The sequence below is a fragment of the Krasilnikovia sp. MM14-A1259 genome, from assembly GCF_047159535.1.
Classification (GTDB): domain Bacteria; phylum Actinomycetota; class Actinomycetes; order Mycobacteriales; family Micromonosporaceae; genus Actinoplanes.
This window is the reverse complement of record NZ_BAAGAJ010000002.1, coordinates 2,818,507-2,835,019: the sequence shown is the minus strand read 5'-3', so window position 1 is coordinate 2,835,019 and position 16,513 is coordinate 2,818,507. Positions and strand designations below refer to the sequence as shown.

13 protein-coding genes are annotated in these 16,513 nt (G+C 70.4%); 3 read left to right on the top strand and 10 right to left on the bottom strand.

The features are described 5' to 3' along the window. The first annotated feature begins 41 nt into the window (after window positions 1-41). Both ACMCNK_RS12465 and ACMCNK_RS12460 read left to right on the top strand, forming a co-directional pair. Window positions 42-1,232, top strand: coding sequence for a carbohydrate-binding protein (locus ACMCNK_RS12465; RefSeq protein WP_412736566.1), 1,191 nt, complete (start codon window positions 42-44; stop codon window positions 1,230-1,232). 111 nt (window positions 1,233-1,343) lie between these two features. Next, entirely contained in the window at window positions 1,344-1,775 is a 432-nt protein-coding gene (locus ACMCNK_RS12460; RefSeq protein WP_412736565.1) for an Hsp20/alpha crystallin family protein, read from the top strand. Window positions 1,776-1,841: 66 nt separating this feature from the next. Here the strand turns inward: ACMCNK_RS12460 and ACMCNK_RS12455 are convergent, their stop codons facing one another. The 6 genes from ACMCNK_RS12455 to ACMCNK_RS12430 form a co-directional block, all read right to left on the bottom strand. After that, the gene (locus tag ACMCNK_RS12455; protein ID WP_412736564.1) at window positions 1,842-2,894 is read right to left on the bottom strand and encodes an ABC transporter ATP-binding protein; all 1,053 of its coding nucleotides are present in this window, start codon (window positions 2,892-2,894) and stop codon (window positions 1,842-1,844) included. Between the two features lie 11 nt (window positions 2,895-2,905). After that, window positions 2,906-3,994, bottom strand: a complete 1,089-nt coding sequence (locus tag ACMCNK_RS12450) for an ABC transporter ATP-binding protein (RefSeq protein ID WP_412736563.1) — start codon at window positions 3,992-3,994, stop codon at window positions 2,906-2,908. A 49-nt stretch (window positions 3,995-4,043) separates the two neighbouring features. Beyond that, window positions 4,044-5,021 carry an ABC transporter permease gene (locus ACMCNK_RS12445; protein WP_412736562.1) on the bottom strand — a complete coding sequence of 326 codons (978 nt, stop codon included), beginning with the start codon at window positions 5,019-5,021 and terminating at the stop codon, window positions 4,044-4,046. Window positions 5,022-5,183: 162 nt separating this feature from the next. Then, on the bottom strand, window positions 5,184-6,932 hold the full coding sequence (locus ACMCNK_RS12440; protein WP_412736561.1) for an ABC transporter substrate-binding protein: 1,749 nt from the start codon (window positions 6,930-6,932) through the stop codon (window positions 5,184-5,186). A 31-nt stretch (window positions 6,933-6,963) separates the two neighbouring features. Then, on the bottom strand, window positions 6,964-7,986 hold the full coding sequence (locus ACMCNK_RS12435; RefSeq protein WP_412740828.1) for an ABC transporter permease: 1,023 nt from the start codon (window positions 7,984-7,986) through the stop codon (window positions 6,964-6,966). 1,288 nt (window positions 7,987-9,274) lie between these two features. Next, window positions 9,275-10,180 carry an LLM class flavin-dependent oxidoreductase gene (locus tag ACMCNK_RS12430; protein ID WP_412736560.1) on the bottom strand — a complete coding sequence of 302 codons (906 nt, stop codon included), beginning with the start codon at window positions 10,178-10,180 and terminating at the stop codon, window positions 9,275-9,277. 27 nt (window positions 10,181-10,207) lie between these two features. On the opposite strand from ACMCNK_RS12430, the gene ACMCNK_RS12425 reads away from it, so the two are divergent. After that, on the top strand, window positions 10,208-10,930 hold the full coding sequence (locus ACMCNK_RS12425; RefSeq protein ID WP_412736559.1) for a dienelactone hydrolase family protein: 723 nt from the start codon (window positions 10,208-10,210) through the stop codon (window positions 10,928-10,930). 193 nt (window positions 10,931-11,123) lie between these two features. On the opposite strand, the gene ACMCNK_RS12420 is transcribed toward ACMCNK_RS12425, so the two are convergent. From ACMCNK_RS12420 to ACMCNK_RS12405, 4 genes are all read right to left on the bottom strand, one after another. Next, entirely contained in the window at window positions 11,124-11,939 is an 816-nt protein-coding gene (locus ACMCNK_RS12420; RefSeq protein WP_412736558.1) for a hypothetical protein, read from the bottom strand. 105 nt (window positions 11,940-12,044) lie between these two features. Continuing rightward, window positions 12,045-13,091 carry a LacI family DNA-binding transcriptional regulator gene (locus tag ACMCNK_RS12415; protein WP_412736557.1) on the bottom strand — a complete coding sequence of 349 codons (1,047 nt, stop codon included), beginning with the start codon at window positions 13,089-13,091 and terminating at the stop codon, window positions 12,045-12,047. A 15-nt stretch (window positions 13,092-13,106) separates the two neighbouring features. Continuing rightward, window positions 13,107-15,914, bottom strand: a complete 2,808-nt coding sequence (locus ACMCNK_RS12410; RefSeq protein WP_412736556.1) for a putative bifunctional diguanylate cyclase/phosphodiesterase — start codon at window positions 15,912-15,914, stop codon at window positions 13,107-13,109. Window positions 15,915-16,042: 128 nt separating this feature from the next. Beyond that, window positions 16,043-16,471, bottom strand: a complete 429-nt coding sequence (locus ACMCNK_RS12405) for a PPOX class F420-dependent oxidoreductase (protein WP_412736555.1) — start codon at window positions 16,469-16,471, stop codon at window positions 16,043-16,045. Window positions 16,472-16,513 lie beyond the last annotated feature (42 nt).

Below are 16,513 nucleotides of genomic sequence, written 5' to 3'. Positions count from 1 at the left end.
TCATCCCCGCGGTCGGAGATTCCCGTCTGAGGAGCCGCATCATGCGCAATCCCAGAACAGCCGTCGCCGCCTCCCTCGCTGCCCTGTTCGCCGGTGCCGGCGCCGCGGCGTTCACGGCCGGCGGCACCGCCAAGGCCGCCACCACGTACGCCGTCGCGCCGTACGTGGACCTGTCCGCCAACAGTGCCGACATGCTGGACAAGGCGATCGCCCAGGGCGGCGTGACCAGCTACACCGCGGCGTTCGTCATCGGCGCCGGATGCACGCCCATCTGGGGTGACACGCTGGGCATCGACAACTCCACCGTGAACCCGCGGATCGCCCGCGCCGAGGCGGCCGGCGCCAGGACCATCATCTCGTTCGGCGGTGCGGGTGGCATCGAGCTCGGCCAGTCCTGCACGGACCAGACCGCGCTCACGGCGGCCTACCAGAGCGTGATCTCCAAGTACAAGGTGGACCACATCGACTTCGACATCGAGGGGGCGGCCATCGCCGACCCGGTCTCGGTGGACCGCCGATTCAAGGCGATCAAGGCGTTGGAGGCGGCCAACCCCGGGCTCAACGTCTCGGTCACCATTCCGGTCCTGGAGAGCGGGCCGGTGGACAGCGGCAAGACGTTCCTGGCCAACGCTGCCGCCAACGGCGTGCGCCTGGACATCGTCAACGCGATGGTCATGGACTACGGCCACCCGGTCGCGGACATGGCCGCCGCCGCGAAGACCGCCGCCGCGGGCACGCTCAGCGCGGCGCGCGGGGCCGGCCTGAGCGTCACGTACGCCAACATCGGGCTGACCCCGATGATCGGCAACAACGACAGCGCCGGTGAGGTCGTGACGCAGGCGAACGCGCAGGACATCGTCTCGTGGGCCCGCGCCAACGGAATCGGCCGCCTGGCGTTCTGGTCGGTCGGGCGCGACCAGCCCTGCGCCGGTGGCGGCGTGTCGCCGAACTGTTCCGGGCTCGGCGGCGCCGCGCTCGACTTCACCAAGATCTTCACGGGTGGCGCGGGTGGCGGCGGCACCACGCCGCCGACCACCGCCCCGACGACCGCGCCCACCACGGCCCCGACCACGACGCCGCCGGGCACCGGCACCACGTGGGTGGCGGGCCACTGGTATGCCGTCGGCGACACGGTGACCTACGACGGCGTGGGCTACCGGTGCCTTCAGGCGCACACGTCGCAGGTCGGCTGGGAGCCGCCGATCGTCCCGGCCTTGTGGCAGCGGATCTGAACGCAGTGGCGCAGGTCACAGCGCGGTCCGGAAGATGGTCGGGGTCAGTCCCGTTGCAAAACTTGAGCGCGTCACGCTCAACCTTGGGATTGCATAGCTGGAGGATCGACCATGTTGCTGCGCACCGACGTTTTCCGTGACTTCGACCGGCTCACCGCCCGGGTCCTCGACACCGCCCAGCGCGGCACCGGCGCCCAGCTGGACGCGTACCGCGACGGCGACGCATTCGTCATCGCGATCGACCTGCCCGGGGTCGACCCCGCGGGCATCGAGGCGACCGTCGACCGCCGGGTGCTGACCGTACGGGCCGAGCGCAAGTCCACCGCCCCCGAGGGCGCCAAGGTCATCGTGCGGGAGCGGCCGACCGGCGTGATCACCCGCCAGGTGGTCCTGGCCGATTCGCTGGACGCCGACCGGCTCGAGGCCCGCTACGCCGACGGCGTGCTGACGCTGCGGGTCCCGGTCAAGGAGCAGGCCAAGCCGCGCCGCATCGAGATCGTGGCGGGCCGCGAGAGGGCCGACGACGAGCTGACCACCGCCTGATCCGGCAACCGAAACGGGCCGCACACCCACTGGGTGTGCGGCCTGTTGCCGTGTCCGGGGATGCGGTCAGACCGCCTCGGCGATGATCGACTCGGCCGGCGGCTCCGCGAAGTGGCAGGCCACCCGCTGTGCCGGGGCCTTCTCGTCCAGCGGCGGGGTCACCTGGGCGCAGATGTCCTGCGCCTTCCAGCAGCGGGTCCGGAACCGGCAGCCCGACGGCGGGTCTACCGGGCTCGGCGGGTCGCCCGCGAGCCGGATGCGGTGCTTCGGCGGAACCCCCCGCACCACGGCGATGTCCGGCACCGCCGACAGCAGGGCCTGGGTGTACGGGTGCTGCGGCGCCCCGTACAGCGAGTCGCGCGGGCCCTCCTCGGCCACCTTGCCGAGGTACATCACCGCGATCCGGTCGCAGAAGTGCCGGACCACGCCGAGGTCGTGCGCGATGAAGACGAACGCGATGCCGAACTCCTTGCGCAGGTTCTCCAGCAGGTTCATGACCTGGGCCTGAATGGAGACGTCCAGCGCGCTGACCGGCTCGTCCGCCACGATGATCTTCGGCCGGGCGGCCAGGGCCCGGGCGATCCCGATGCGCTGGCGCTGACCACCGGAGAACTCGTGCGGGTACCGGTTGTAGTGCTCCGGGTTGAGGCCGACGACCTCCAGCAGTTCCTGGACCCGGGGCAACTCGCCCTTCTTCGACACCATGCCGTGGGTGCGCAACGCGGTGCCGACGATGGCGCCGACGGTGTGCCGCGGGTTCAGCGACGAGTACGGGTCCTGGAAGATCAGCTGGATCTCCCGCCGGTACGGCCGCAGCCTGCGCTCCGACATGTGCGCGATGTCGTGGCCCTGGTACAGGATCCGGCCACCGGTGGGCTCCAGCAGCCGGGTGATCAGGCGCGCGGTGGTGGACTTGCCGCAGCCCGACTCGCCGACGAGACCGACGGTCTCACCGGCGTTGACCGTGAGGTCCACACCGTCCACGGCCTTCACCCACTTGGTGCCGCGGGAGAGCATGCCGTCGCCCTTGGCCTTGAAGTGCATGGCGACATTGTCGAGCTGAAGCAGGGGGGCGCCGTCCACCTTGGGGACGCGCGATTCGGAGGTCGCAGCGGTCATCGTCGTGGTCCTTACGGCAGCCGGGGCAGAACTTCGTTGGCGAACACCTGGTCGGGATCGCGCAGGTGACAGCGCGCGGCGCGACCCTGGTCGGCGGTCCGCGCCACCAGGTCGGGCCGGGTGGTGAAGCACAGGTCGCCGGCCACCCGGTTGCGGTATTCGCAGCGCGGGTGGAACGCACAGCCGCTCGGCACCGCGAGCAGGCTCGGCGGGGAGCCGGGGATCGGGTGCAGCGGCGTGGGCTCGCCGGTCAGCGCGGGGATGCTCTCCAGCAGACCCCACGTGTACGGGTGCAACGGGCTGCCGAGGATCTTGTCGACCGGCCCGTGCTCGATGGCGGCACCGGCGTACATGACCATGATGTCGTCCGCGATCTCGGCGACCACGCCCAGGTCGTGGGTGATGAAGACGACCGCGGAGCCGAAGTCGCGCTGCAGGTCCGCGATGAGGTCCAGGATCTGCGCCTGCACGGTCACGTCGAGGGCCGTCGTGGGCTCGTCCGCGATCAGCAGCTTCGGGTCGTTGACCAGTGCCATCGCGATCATCGCGCGCTGGCGCATACCGCCGGAGAACTCGTGCGGGTAGTTGTCGACGCGCCGCTTCGGGTTCGGGATGCCGACGCGGCCGAGCATGTCGATCGCCCGCTGCTTGGCCTTGCCCTTGCTCACGCTGTGGTGCGCCCGGTAGGCCTCCATGATCTGGTCGCCCACGGTGAAGTACGGGTGCAGCGAGGACTGCGGGTCCTGGAAGATCATCGCGGCCTGGGCGCCGCGGTGCTGCTTGAGCTCCTTCTCGCTCATGCCGACGATCTCCTTGCCGCCGACCTTGATCGAGCCGGAGATGCGCGCGGTGCGGCGGTCGTGCAGGCCCATCACGGCCATGCTGGAGACGCTCTTGCCCGAGCCGGACTCGCCGACGATGGCGAGGGTGCGGCGCAGCGGCAGCGAGTAGCTGAGCCCCTGCACGGCCTTGACCAGCCCGTCGGCCGTGGGGAACTGCACCTGAAGGTCCTTGACCTCGAGGTACGGCTCCTCGTTCTCCGCCCGGGTGCGGGGAACCCGGGGCGACGTCTGCGGGGCCCGGATGGTCTGGTCGCTCATGCTGCCGCCTTCGTGCTGCGGGGTTCGGGGATGGACGGGAGGGCCGGGATCATCCGAGCCGCACCCGCGGGTCGAGGACCGTGTACGCGATGTCCACGACGAGGTTCATGACCACCAGTACCACGGCGCCGAACAGGATGCCGCCCATGATCACGGGGAGGTCGTACACGTTGAAGGCGCGCAGGGTGACCAGGCCGATGCCCGGCAGGCCGAAGATGCTCTCCGTGAAGATCGCGCCGGTGAGCTGGAAGGCGAGGTCGATACCGAAGATCGTGGCGACCGGGGTCAGGGCGGCGCGCAGGCCGTGCCGGTAGACGACCCGGTTGCGGCCGATGCCCTTGGACTTGGCCGTGCGGACGAAGTCCTGGTCCAGCGATTCGATCATCGACGCCCGGGAGTACCTGGTGTACGAGGCGGCGTTGGTGATGCCGACGCACAGCCATGCCGCCACCAGACCGCTCGCCCAGGTGAGCGGATTCTCCAGGAAGGGGTGATAGCCCGATTGCGGCAGGAACGTCGCATACAGGGCCACCAGCAGGGCGAAGACGAAGTACGGGAACGACGCGATGACCAATGTGGTGCCGACCGTGAACCGGTCCAACGGTGTCCCGCGGACCTGGGCGGCGATCGTGCCGCTCAGGATGCCGAAGAAGAGATAGACGACGGCGCCGCCGATGACGATGGAGACCGTGACCGGCAGGGCCTGGGCCAGCATCTTCGTGACCGGCTGGCCGAGGGTGTACGAGTAGCCGAGGCAGGGCGCGGAGCAGTGCCGCGTGACGCCGCCGGTGGTGTACTCCCGGCCGACCACCAGACCCTTCAGGTACGAGGTGATCTGCTCGACCGGCGGCTTGTCGAGGTCGAGGCTCTTCTCGATGTCCGACAGGCGCTCGGGCGTGCACTTGGGGCCGCAGATGACACCGGCGGGATCCGTCGGCGCGAAGAAGAACAGCGCGAAGCTGGCCACCACCGTCACGATCACGACGGAGATCGCGCTCAGGACGCGTCGAAGGATGTACAGCAGCACCGCTAGCTCCTCTTTGGTCACGGCGCCGGGTTCGTGTCCCGGGGAAGATCACCGCATGCGGGCCGGTCGGCCGTGGTGCGGCAGGGGGTGTGGTTCGGGTCCGGGGTGGTCCGGTCCGCCTCGCCGGCGGGCCGGACCACCCCGGGTACTGCTATCCGAGCGTCAGCTCTTCAGGAACATCGACGCGAGCAGCGGCATGCCCATGGTCGGGTCGCCGGCGGTGGTGCCGACGTTCGAGCCCTTGAGGATGGCCATCTTGTCGTAGTACCGGGGGATCGCGACGTACATCCCCATGATCTTCTTGTCCAGCTCGGTCCACTTCGGGGTGGCCTGGTCAGCCGGCAGGTTGGCGACGTCCGTGATCTCCTTGTCCAGCGCCGGGTCGTTCAGCATGCCCCAGCTCTGGCCGTCGGTGACGCTGTGCGACTGGAACAGCACCGGGAACCAGGAACCACCGGACGGCCAGTCGGAGCACCAGCCGGCCGGGCTCTGGCCCAGGTTGACCGGGGCGTTGTAGTCGCCGGTCTTGGTGCGCAGGTCGGCGGTGGCCACACCGATCGGCTTGGCCTTGAAGCCGGCCTTGGTCAGCGCGTCGGCGCGGATCTGGCTGGTCTGCTGCGAGATCGGCTTGGTGTTGTCGTAGTACCAGCTGACCTCGAAGCCCAGCTTGCCGGCGGCCTGCAGCATCGCCTTCGCGCCGGCCGGGTCGCCGGTGCCGCGACCGGTCAGGTCGGGCAGGGGCTCGTACTTCTCGTAGCCGGGAACCGACGGCGGCAGGATCGTGCTGGCCGGCTCGGCGACGTAGTCGTTGAGACCCGCGGCCTTCCAGATCTGGTCGCTCGGGTACGCCTTGGCGATCGCCTTGCGGACCTCCAGCGGGATCTTGCGGGTGTCCATCTGGACCACGATGGTGCAGGGGCTCTCACCCTGGACCAGCTGCTCCTTCTTGGCGCCGTTGAGCTGCGGGATCAACGTGGCGTCGAGGACGTCGTAGTTGATCGTGTTGGCGTCCTTGGGGTTGTTGCTGTTGAGCACCGCGGTCTGCGCCTTGACCGACTCCGCGCCCCACGCGAAGTCGTAGCCGTCCAGGTACTGGTGCCGGGCCGGGTCCGTGTTCGCGTCCCAATTCGGGTTCTTCACCAGGTTCAGCGAGGTGCCCGCGACGTAGGACTTGAACATGTACGGGCCGGTGGCCAGCGGGTGGTTCTTGTACTCCTGCTTGGTGTCCTTCGCCTTCGGGATCGGCGTGAACATCGGGAAGGTCATGAAGAACGGCAGGTCCGAGAACGGCTTCGCCAGGTGGATGATCAGGGTGTCCGTGCCCTTGGTCTCCACACCGGAGTAGTTGTCGCCGCTCTTGTACGGGCCCTTGTACTTGTCGCCGTCCTTGAAGTAGGTCAGCTGGTACGTCGGGCCGTTGGCGTAGACGTCGTGCGCGAACGAGCGCTTGACCGCGTACGCGAGGTCCTCGACCTTGATCGGGGTGCCGTCCTCGTACTTGATGCCCGGCTGCATCTTGAACGTCCACGTCAGCTTGTCCGACGAGGCCGTGCCGAGGTCCGTGAGGTCCGGCACGAGGGTCGGCTTGCCGTTGCGGATGTCGAACTGCGTCGGGGTACGGAACAGCAGCTTGCCGATCTCGTTCGAGTCGACGTAGTAGATGTCCGTCGGGTCGAAGGTGTTCGGGGTGCTCTGCGCCACGACCTGCAGGGTGCCGCCCTTGTGCGCGCCGGGGACCTCGGGAGCGGGGCCCTTGGCACTCGGGTCGAACGCGTTCTCCTGCTTCGTGATCTTGCCGGTGTCCGCGTTGTTGCCGGAGCCGTTGTTGTTCGAAGACGGGCTGCTGCAGCCGGTCAGGCCGAGGGCCACGGCAGCTGTTGCCGCGACGGCCACGTTAAGTCGCCTTGCCATTTCTCCTCTTCTCATACTGGGCGTCACCACGTCACCGTCGGGTGCGGGGATCGAATGCGTCACGGATGGAGTCACCGAGCAGGCTCAGTGCCAGGACCAGGATGGTGATGGCCAGGACCGGGATCCACAGGTACAGCGGATCGGCCCGGTAGAAGTTCTGCGCCGAGGAGATGGTCAGACCCCAGGACGGCGTGGGCTCGGTGAGACCGACGCCGAGGAAGGTCAGACCCGCCTCGGTGACGATGTAGCCCGGCAGGGCGAGCGAGACCGAGATGACGATCGGTGCCACCAGGTTCGGCAGCAGTTCCTTGAACAGCACCTTGCTGGTCGGCACGCCGAGCACCTTGGCCGCGGCGATGAACTCACGCTCCCGCAGCGATAGCACCTCGCCGCGGATCAGACGGGCCAGGCTGGCCCAGCCGAAGAAGGAGAGCACGATGATCAGCGACCAGAACCGCACGGTCGCGACGTCCTCGGCGGCCGCGTTCTCGGCGCTGCCGACGAAGATCGCCAGCAGCGCGGCGGGAACCGCGATCGCGAACAGCAGGTACGGCAGGCTCAGGACGAAGTCGATGACCCAGGAGAGGATCCGGTCGATCCAGCCGCCGAGGAAGCCGGCCATCAGGCCGATGACGACGCCGATGACCGTGGTGATGATCGTGACCGTGGTGGCGACCAGCAGCGACGGGCGGGCGCCGTACACGAACCGGGCGAACAGATCGCGGCCCACGCGCGGCTCGACGCCGAACCAGTGCTCACTGGTCGGGCCGATGGTCGGAAAGCCGTACTGATCGATCAGGTCGAAGTGGTACGTCGTCGGGTCCTGGCCTTCGATCTTGGCCAGGAGCGGGGCGAAGACCGCGATCAAGACGAAGAAGACGAAGATGCCGGCGCAGATCACGGCGACCTTGTCCTTGCGCAGACGCGCAAGGGCGATCGCGGTCGGGGACTTGCCCCGGGTCTTGACCGTCTTCTCCGTCGCGGCGGCTACCGCGGACGTGGGCCCCGAGCCGGACGGCATGCCGGTCCTCGTGAGATCGGCTTCCTCAATCATCGGTTCCACGCGTTTGTCACCTCCATGGGAACACGACACCTCCACGTGCGTCGTGCGTGAGAGGTATTCGGACGCTGCGCTTGGAAGGTAGTCGGCAACTGGGCCTTAGGAAATGAGTTGACGCATCGAATGAATAACAGCTCTGGTGCGAAGGCCCATGATCGCCGTCACAAGTCCGCCCCACCCATATCGATCAAACACCAAGGACCTGCAAGAAGGCGGACTTTTCGCCTGCCCGTTATGTCGGGTAGGCGTCCCTCATCATCACGTGGTGTAACGGCCATAGTGCCCACAGTACTTTGATCGGATTTGCCAACCCCGAGGTCAAGTGTTTCGCGCGGGTTTCGTGACAGGGTCGAGATCACCGGAAGCAAAGCGGTCATAAGCATGATCAACGGGAAGATCTCCGGCGCGTGACCTGTCGTGTCGTCGGAACCGAGTGTCCGCAGCCGGCCCTGCGGGCACCCTCCGGTGGCTCCCGGCCGGCCGTCGCCGACGCCTTCCGGCGGCCTCCGAGCCTTCACGCGAGCGCTCGGGAACGGGTGGGCGTGGTCGTGTCGATGGCGGGAATCGCGCCCTTGTGTGCACGGCCGTCAATGTAGCCATGGGGCGCATGTCGCCACCGCGATCCCGGGATGCCGCGACGGGGAAAGGGGCCCGAGGGCGGACGGGGTGCCGCGGTGCAATCGTCGGCGTCAATTCCGCCGGGAGCGCGCGTTTGCGCGCAGCGCGGGGCGGCGTCCACCGGGGTGGTGGTCCTCCCGGCCGGCGTGGCCCGGCGCGGCAGGCCTGACGGAGCGACGAGGTCGCGAACGGTACACCACGGCGGGGCGGTGCGTCCCGTCCCGGAGCGGGTCGGATGACTTCCCGGGCGGGCGGGTCCGGCTGAGCGGCCGCGGACCCAATTCGTCCCGGGCGCCCGGCGGCTTCGTCCGCGGCCCGCCCGGCGGCTTGGTCCCCGCCCGCCCGGGCGGCTTCGTCCCCGCCCGTCCGGCGGCTTGGTCCCCGGCCTGCCTGGTGGGTGAACCCGTCCGGTCGGGATCGCTGCGGCGCGGTGATGGCCGCTTTGGCGCGTCGCAGTCGCCACCCGGCGGGCTATTCGGACAATTCATCGGGAATGCGTAAGTAACGGCCTGCAGTCGCGCGGAATTGGCCGGCGCGGGCCCGGTTCGCGCTCAATCCGCGCGGATTTCTCGCGCAATTCGGTTGATCGGTGCCTCGGGCGATTTTCCGGACCTGCTTCGCGGTCCGGAAGAACCGCCTCCGGAACCGGGAATTCGGTCGCGAGTCAGCTATCCGGCGCGAGCTCGGTGATGATCTCCGTGGCACGCTCGGCGGCCATCCGGGTGTCCGCATCCGGCGAGCCGATCAACGGATCCCAGTTCAGGTCGTAGAACAGCTCGGTGACCCCGGCCTGCTCGTACCGCTGAGCGCCCGCGCGGATCTGCGCGAAGTCACCCGACAGGGGGACGTCGTCGTCGCGGCGGCCGGCGCGGACGACCCCGCGCACCACGATGCGTACGGCGCCGGGATCGCGGCCCGCCTCCTCGGCGGCGCGCCGGACCAGCCGGGCCGCGCGGGCGATGTCCGGCAGCGTGGCGCTGCTGCTGCTGACCCAGCCGTCGGCGATCCGGCCCGCCCGGCGCAGCGCCGCGTCCGCGGTGCCCCCGAGCAGGATCGGCGGCCCGCCCGGCTGCACCGGCCGGGGTTCCATCACGCTCGGTGGCACCGTGTAGCAGTCGCCGTCGAACCGGCTGACCTCGTCGTTCCACAGCGCGCGCAGGACCCGGACGTACTCCGAGGTGCGTTTGCCCCGCGGGTTCGGGTTCGAGCCGGTCGCCGTGAACTCCGGCTCGGACCAGCCGGTCCCCAGCCCCAGATCGCACCGACCGCGGGAGAGCACGTCCAGCGTCGCGGCCTGCTTCGCCAGGTACGCCGGCGAGACGTACGGCAGGTTGATCACCGCCACGCCGAGGCGGATCCGGTCCGTGCGGGCCGCCGCGTACGTGAGGGTCAGCAGCGGATCCAGCACGCTGCGGTACACCGGATCGAGATCCTGGCCCGTTCTCACCAGCAACCGCTGGAACGTCCACAGCCCGTGGTAGCCCAGCTCCTCCGCCCGCATCGCGAAACCCGCCACGGACACCGGATCGGCCCACGCCCCGGAAACCGGGCAGCCGAAGCTGATCAGCATGGGGTCACCGTACTAGGGTGATCGCCAATGAGATTCGTCGATCTGAGCGAGGCGAGCGCGGCCCACGGTGGTTCGCCGACGCTGCGCGCGTACCTGGCCACCCCTGCCGGTGACGGACCGTGGCCGGGCCTGCTGGTGGTGCACGAGTCGTTCGGGCTCACCGACGTCGTGATGCGCCACGCCGACCGGCTGGCCGCCGCCGGCTACCTCGCCCTCGCGGTCGACCTGTACAGCGCCGGGGGCATGCGGCGCTGCCTGGTCTCCACAGTGCTTGCCGCGCGGCGCGGCCAGGGCCGGGCGTTCACCGACCTGGAGACCGGCCGGGCCTGGCTCGCCGCCAGCCCGCAGTGCACCGGCCGGGTCGGCGTGATCGGCTTCTGCCTCGGCGGCGGGTTCGCGCTGCTCCTGGCCGGGACCGGCCGCTACGACGCCGCCGCGGTGAACTACGGCGAGCTGCCCCGCGACCTCGACGGCACCGTGGCCGGCGCCTGCCCGCTCGTGGGCAGCTACGCCGGTCGCGACTGGCTGCCCGGCTCCGCCCCGAAACTGTCCGCCGCGCTGACTCGCGCCGGGGTGCCGCACGACGTCAAGGAGTACCCGGCGGCCGGGCACTCGTTCCTCAACGACGCCGCGACCGGGCCGAAGATCCTGTGGCCGCTCATGCGGGTGGCCCACATCGGCCCCGAGCCCGAGGCCGCCGCCGACGCCTGGCAACGCATCGAATCGTTCTTCGGCGACCACCTGCATTGACCCAGGATCCGCCGGCCGCCCGCCCCGTCATCGGTGGCGCGGGCTCGTTCCGATTGCCGGGCGGCGCGCGGTCGTCCTGATCGCCGGGTGGCGCGCGGTCGTCCTGATCGCCGGGTGGCGCGCGGACGTCCTGATCGCCGGGTGGCGCGCGGTCTCGTCCCGATCGCCGGGCGGCCGGGCGCGGTCGCTGAGGTCAGGCCGGCGCCGGCGCATACGTACGGACCGGCAGGCGCTGGGTCGCACCCCGGCCCGTGCTGACCAGGAAACCGAGCGGCGCCGCGATCCGCCGTACGTCCGCGATGTGCAGCGAACCGTGCCGCTCGACCGTCAGCATCGGCGCCGGGCCGGTGCCGGGGTCGTGGAAGGACACGACCGTCACGGACATCGGCTGATGACGCGGGTACGCGGCAACCGCCGCCTCCTCGTCGCGGTGCGCGACCACGGTCAGGTCCGGCACGTGGCCGAGGTCCGTCTCCAACTCGGCCGCGCGCCAGTGCGCGGGCTCCTCCGCCGTGCCCGTGGCGTGGTGGGAACGGTTCGCCGAGGTGACGTACAGGTGGTCGCGGCCCAGTGCGGCGGTGGCCTGGGCGAACAGCGCATTGGACGGGCACGCGGTGCCCGGCGTGATCACCTGGGTGGTGCGCACGTCGTCGTCCATCCGGGTCAGATGTTCCGGCAGGTGCGGCGCGGCGGGCCCGCGCAAGCCGATCGGTCCCGTCCGGGCCAGCGCCACCAGCAGCGCCGCCAGGCGCGGCACGTCGAGCCGCCGGCCGACCTCGGCCCAGTCGAAGAGGCCGGGGATGCCGTCGGCGGCAGCCGTGACACTGCCGATCTGCCCGGCCGGGCGGCCCTTGGCGAGGTTGACCCGGCGGACCGCCGTCGCGGACGGTTCGGCGACGATGGCGTAGATGTTGCCGAACGCGGTGGCGACCACCCGCCCGTCGTGCAGCGCCCGCGCCGCGAGGGCGACGTCGGCGGGGCTATCGATGGTCAGGAAACCGGCGGACATGCAGCCGTTTGTACCGGCACGACGCGCCGTGACCGGTCGGCGTGTCGGATTTGCGATCGGTCCCCCGCCCGTGCGGGTGACACCGCACCCCCTCCGGGGGAAACCTCACGTGGATTCACGGACGACGAGGGTGGGCCGGAACGTCACCGAGCGGGGGAGCCGGCCCGGGGCGGTGATCTCCGCCAGCAACATCGCGGCCATCTCGGCGGCCATCTCCTCGACCGGCTGGCGGACCGTGGTCAGCAGCGGCCGGCAGTCCCGTGCCGCGCTGCTGTCGTCGAAGCCGACCACGGCGACGTCGCCGGGGACCCGGCGACCGAGGTCCTGCAGTGCGCGCAGCGCCCCCTCGCTCATCAGATCGCTGGCGACGAAGAGGCCGTCCACCGCGGGATGGCGTTGCAGCAGGTCCCGGGTGATCTCCTCCGCTCGGGCCCGGGTGAAGTCACCCTCCGCGTACGGCACGTCGGGCACACCCTGGCTCGCCAGGTACGACCGGAACCCGTCGAAGCGTTCCTTGCCGGCAGGCGAATCCAGCGGCCCGGTGATCGTGGCGAGCCGGCGGCAACCACGACCGAGCAGGTGGTCGGCGGCGAGCCGGGCGCCGAGCCGCTGGTCCACGTCGACGTAGCTGACCGCGATCTGCTGGGCGGGCGGCGCCGACAGCACGGCCGGTACGCCCAGGTCGAGCACATGCCGGGGCAGCGGGTCCCGTTCGTGGCTGGTGATCAGCAGCACCCCGTCGACGTGCCCCTGGCGCAGGTAGCGCAGGACGTGGTGATGCCCCGAGGAATCCGTCGGGACGATCACCAGGTGGATGTCGTGCGGGCGCAACGCGCCCGTGGCCCCGGCGGTGACGCGGCCGAAGTACGGGTCGGTGAAGACCCGGTTGAGAAAGGACGAGTCGTGGGGACGTTCCGGCTCGGAGATGACCAGGGCGACGGAGTTGGTCCGGCGGGTCACGAGCGTACGGGCGGCACCGTTGGGCACGTAGCCGGTCTCGGCGACGGCGCGCTGCACGATCTCGCGGATCTTCGCGTTGACCGTGGGTACCCCGTTGATGACGCGGGACACCGTTGCCCGGGACACTCCTGCGGCCTCGGCGACCTGGTCCATTGTGGGGTATTGCCCGCCGCGCGGGGGCCGCGTGCTCATGGCGTCCGTTATAGCTCAGGCAGGGGCCTGCGCTCCCGTCGCCCGCGGCGCCGCGGCGCCCTCCATCAGCAGCCGTCGCGCCTGCTCGGCCGGTACGGGGTGGGAGAAGTAGAAGCCCTGCGCTTCGGTGCAGCCCATCTCCCGCAGCGCGGCGAGCTGGCCGTACTCCTCGACGCCCTCGGCGACCGTGGACATCCCCAGGCTCTCGCCCAACTGCACGATCGTCTCGGCCAGCGCCGCATCGTCGGCCTGCTCGCCCAGACGCTCCACGAAGGACCGATCGATCTTCAGCGTGTCGACCGGGAAACGCCGCAGGTAGGCGAGCGACGAGTAGCCGGTGCCGAAGTCGTCGATCGCGAGGCGTACGCCGAGCGCCTTGAGCCGGACCAGCTGGGCCAGGTTCTCCTCGGTGTCGGTCATCAGGACGCTCTCGGTCATCTCCAGGCAGAGCCGGTCCGCGGGCAGACCGGACCGGGCGAGCTGCTCGGCGATCTCCGCGGCCAGGTCGGTGCGGTCGAACTGGCGTACCGACACGTTGATCGCCATCGTGACCGGGTCGCCGCCCTCGGCGGACCAGGCGGTGGCCTGCCGGCACGCCTCGGCCAACACCCAGCGGCCCACCTGCGCGATCAGTCCCGTGGCTTCGGCCATCGGGATGAAGTCCATCGGCTCGATCAGGCCGCGGGTGGGGTGCTGCCAGCGCAGCAGTGCCTCGAAGCCGACCACCCGGTTGTTCGCGAGGTCGATCGTGGGCTGGTAGTGCAGCAGCAGTTCGTCGCGTTCGAGTGCCAGCCGCAGGTCGGCCTCCAGCTCCAGGCGCTGGATCAGGCCGGTCAGCATCTCCGGGTGGTAGCTGGCGAGGCCGCTGCCCGAGGACTTGGCCCGGTACATCGCGAGGTCGGCGTTGCGCATGAGCTGCTCGGCCTCGGCCGCGTCGGCGGAGAGCCGCCGCTGCACCCCGGGGTCGGCCTCGCCCGCGGAAACGGCTGCGGCGAGCCCGATGCTCGCCCGTACATGCAGGTCGCGGCCGTCGAAGTGGAACGGCTCGTGCAGGCCCGCGAGGATGCGCCGGCCGACCCGCTCCGCGTCCGGGGAGCCCAGCGGGGCCTGCACCAGCACCGCGAACTCGTCCCCGCCGAAACGCGCCACCAGGTCGCCGGGGCGTACGCAGTCGCGCAGGCGGTCGGCCACCCCGACCAGCAGCCGGTCGCCCGCGAGGTGCCCCAGGCTGTCGTTGACCTCCTTGAACCCGTCCAGGTCCAGGTACAGCACGGTCACGTCGGTGCCGGGCTCCCGCTGCCGCAACGCGGTCGCGACGTGCTCGTGGAACAGCGTGCGGTTGGCCAACTGCGTCAGCGCGTCGTGGTACGCCGCGTGCACGAGCTGCTCCTGCAACTGTTTGCGCACGGTGACGTCGCGGGTGTTCAGCACGAGACCGCCGACGTTCGGGTCGTCGAGCAGGTTGGTCACGGTCATCTCGGCGTCGCGGGGACGGCCGTCGCGGTGCGGGACGGTGAGCTCGACGACGACGCTGCCGTCCGGGCTTTCCAGCGCGGTGGCCAGCGCCGCGGACAGCCGCTGCGCGGACTCCGGGTCCAGCACCGAGGTCAGGATCCGGCCGGTCAGCTGCCGGGGGCGGTAGCCGAACACCCGCTGCATCGACTCGCTCTGATACAGCACCCGGGCCTGCGGGTCGACCACGGTCACCACGTCGGAGCCGTACTGCACGAGGGCGTGGACGCGCTGCTCACTGGCGGACAACTCGGCGGTCTGCTCCGCGACGCGGGATTCCAGGTTGCGGGTGAGGTTGCGGTTCTCGGTCAGCGCGAGCAGTTGGCGGCCCACGATGAGCAGGGTCAGCGCGGACCGGGTGTACGTGATGAACCGGCTGCCGTAGCCGAAGTTGCTGGACCACCAGATGGAGGCCGCCATCCCGGCCAGCACGGCCACGTACGGCACCAGGACACCGAACGGGCGCCGGGCGTCGTCCGGCTCGGTCTGCGGGGCCTCGGCGGCGGGGGCCGGGCCGCACGCCGCGAGCAGGATCAGTGCGAAGCCGGTGAACCAGCCGATGTCGGTGATCCCGCCGGAGACGTACCCGCCGATCAGGTTGAGATACGCGTACCCGACGTCGGAGGCCGCGAACGCGCCGATGCCGGCGCCGAACAGGGCGAGCTGGGCCGACATGCCGCCGCGGCGGCGCAGCGCGAGCATGTACACGACGATGGTGATGATCACGACGTCCGCGAGCGGGTACGTCAGGCTGATGACGAGCGCCAGGCCGCCGTTCCCGCCCGAATGCAGCATCGGCTCGACCACGAGCAGCCCGGCGATGAGCGCCAGCGACGCGGCCACCATGACGCCGTCGAGCAGGCTACGGGCGCGATTCACCAGTGTCTGCGCGGAGGTGGGCAGCACCAGCAGACCCACGGGGGTGAACACCACCATGCCCAGGTAGCCGATGTCGGCCACGGACGGGAACGGCAACGCCTCGCCGCCGAACGTCGCCAGGTAGACCCAGCAAACCTGGCCGAGGCCCCAGGACAGCACCCCGAGCCCGGCCAGCGCCCAGCCGAGCCGGGTCCGGCCCGTGAACGACCAGGCCCGGACGAGCACCGCAGTGGCCGCGGCGAACGCCGCCACCGCCAGACCGACGTTCGAGATCGTCGCGGAAGCCCCCGCACCGAACAGGTCCGTCCCGAGAATGCCGGCGAACAGCGCCACCACGCCGGCCACCAGCACGCCCAGACGCGCCCAGCCGCGCCGGACGGCGCGGTGGTCGAGCGCTCCGGCGGGCGCCGACGGTTCGGTCTCGGCTGCCATCAGTTCGCTCCGGCTCCAGGGCAACGCCCTGCGGGTCGGGTGGCCATGCCGCAGTCATCGGGTCCGAGCAGCGTGACCTTGAGGTAAACCCGCAGCTCAGAAGTGTGGCGCCGGGTGCAATCGGGTTGCTAGGGGAACACCCAGCCGTACAGGCGCTCGACGTGCAGGCGCAGGACGAGCCGGCCGTCGGCCAGCATCGCCCGCCGGTAGTCGTCCCAGTCGGGGTGTTCCTTGCCCGCGATCCGCCGGTACACGTCGATCAGCTCCTCGACCGTCGCGTCGTGCGCGTCGGCCGCGGGCGGCGACATCTCGGCGGTGGCTTCGGCCACCGCGTACCCGGCACCGCCGGGCGCGGTGACCTTCAGGCTCGCGCGCGGGTCACGGCGCAGATTCTTGACCTTGGCCAGTTCGGTACGGGTGGAGATGCGCACCACCCGCGCCGCGGCGTCAACGGTGTAGTTGACATCGGAAAGCTGGGGCCGCCCGTCCCGCTTGATCGTGACGAGGGTTCCGAGGTCGGCGCCCGTGACCAGATCCCACAGTTGTTGATCGGACATGAGATCAGCTTATGCAAACGCGCCGCGGTCCGGTGGGGCCGC

Excerpts from the sequence above, each read along its gene's own strand:
- ACMCNK_RS12465 (WP_412736566.1), top strand. The coding sequence starts at position 42 with ATGCGCAATCCCAGAACAGCCGTCGCCGCCTCCCTCGCTGCCCTGTTC.
- ACMCNK_RS12410 (WP_412736556.1), bottom strand. The coding sequence starts at position 15,914 with ATGGCAGCCGAGACCGAACCGTCGGCGCCCGCCGGAGCGCTCGACCAC.
- ACMCNK_RS12455 (WP_412736564.1), bottom strand. The coding sequence starts at position 2,894 with ATGACCGCTGCGACCTCCGAATCGCGCGTCCCCAAGGTGGACGGCGCC.
- ACMCNK_RS12405 (WP_412736555.1), bottom strand. The coding sequence starts at position 16,471 with ATGTCCGATCAACAACTGTGGGATCTGGTCACGGGCGCCGACCTCGGA.
- ACMCNK_RS12415 (WP_412736557.1), bottom strand. The coding sequence starts at position 13,091 with ATGAGCACGCGGCCCCCGCGCGGCGGGCAATACCCCACAATGGACCAG.
- ACMCNK_RS12450 (WP_412736563.1), bottom strand. The coding sequence starts at position 3,994 with ATGAGCGACCAGACCATCCGGGCCCCGCAGACGTCGCCCCGGGTTCCC.
- ACMCNK_RS12420 (WP_412736558.1), bottom strand. The coding sequence starts at position 11,939 with ATGTCCGCCGGTTTCCTGACCATCGATAGCCCCGCCGACGTCGCCCTC.
- ACMCNK_RS12440 (WP_412736561.1), bottom strand. The coding sequence starts at position 6,932 with ATGGCAAGGCGACTTAACGTGGCCGTCGCGGCAACAGCTGCCGTGGCC.
- ACMCNK_RS12430 (WP_412736560.1), bottom strand. The coding sequence starts at position 10,180 with ATGCTGATCAGCTTCGGCTGCCCGGTTTCCGGGGCGTGGGCCGATCCG.
- ACMCNK_RS12460 (WP_412736565.1), top strand. The coding sequence starts at position 1,344 with ATGTTGCTGCGCACCGACGTTTTCCGTGACTTCGACCGGCTCACCGCC.
- ACMCNK_RS12425 (WP_412736559.1), top strand. The coding sequence starts at position 10,208 with ATGAGATTCGTCGATCTGAGCGAGGCGAGCGCGGCCCACGGTGGTTCG.
- ACMCNK_RS12435 (WP_412740828.1), bottom strand. The coding sequence starts at position 7,986 with ATGATTGAGGAAGCCGATCTCACGAGGACCGGCATGCCGTCCGGCTCG.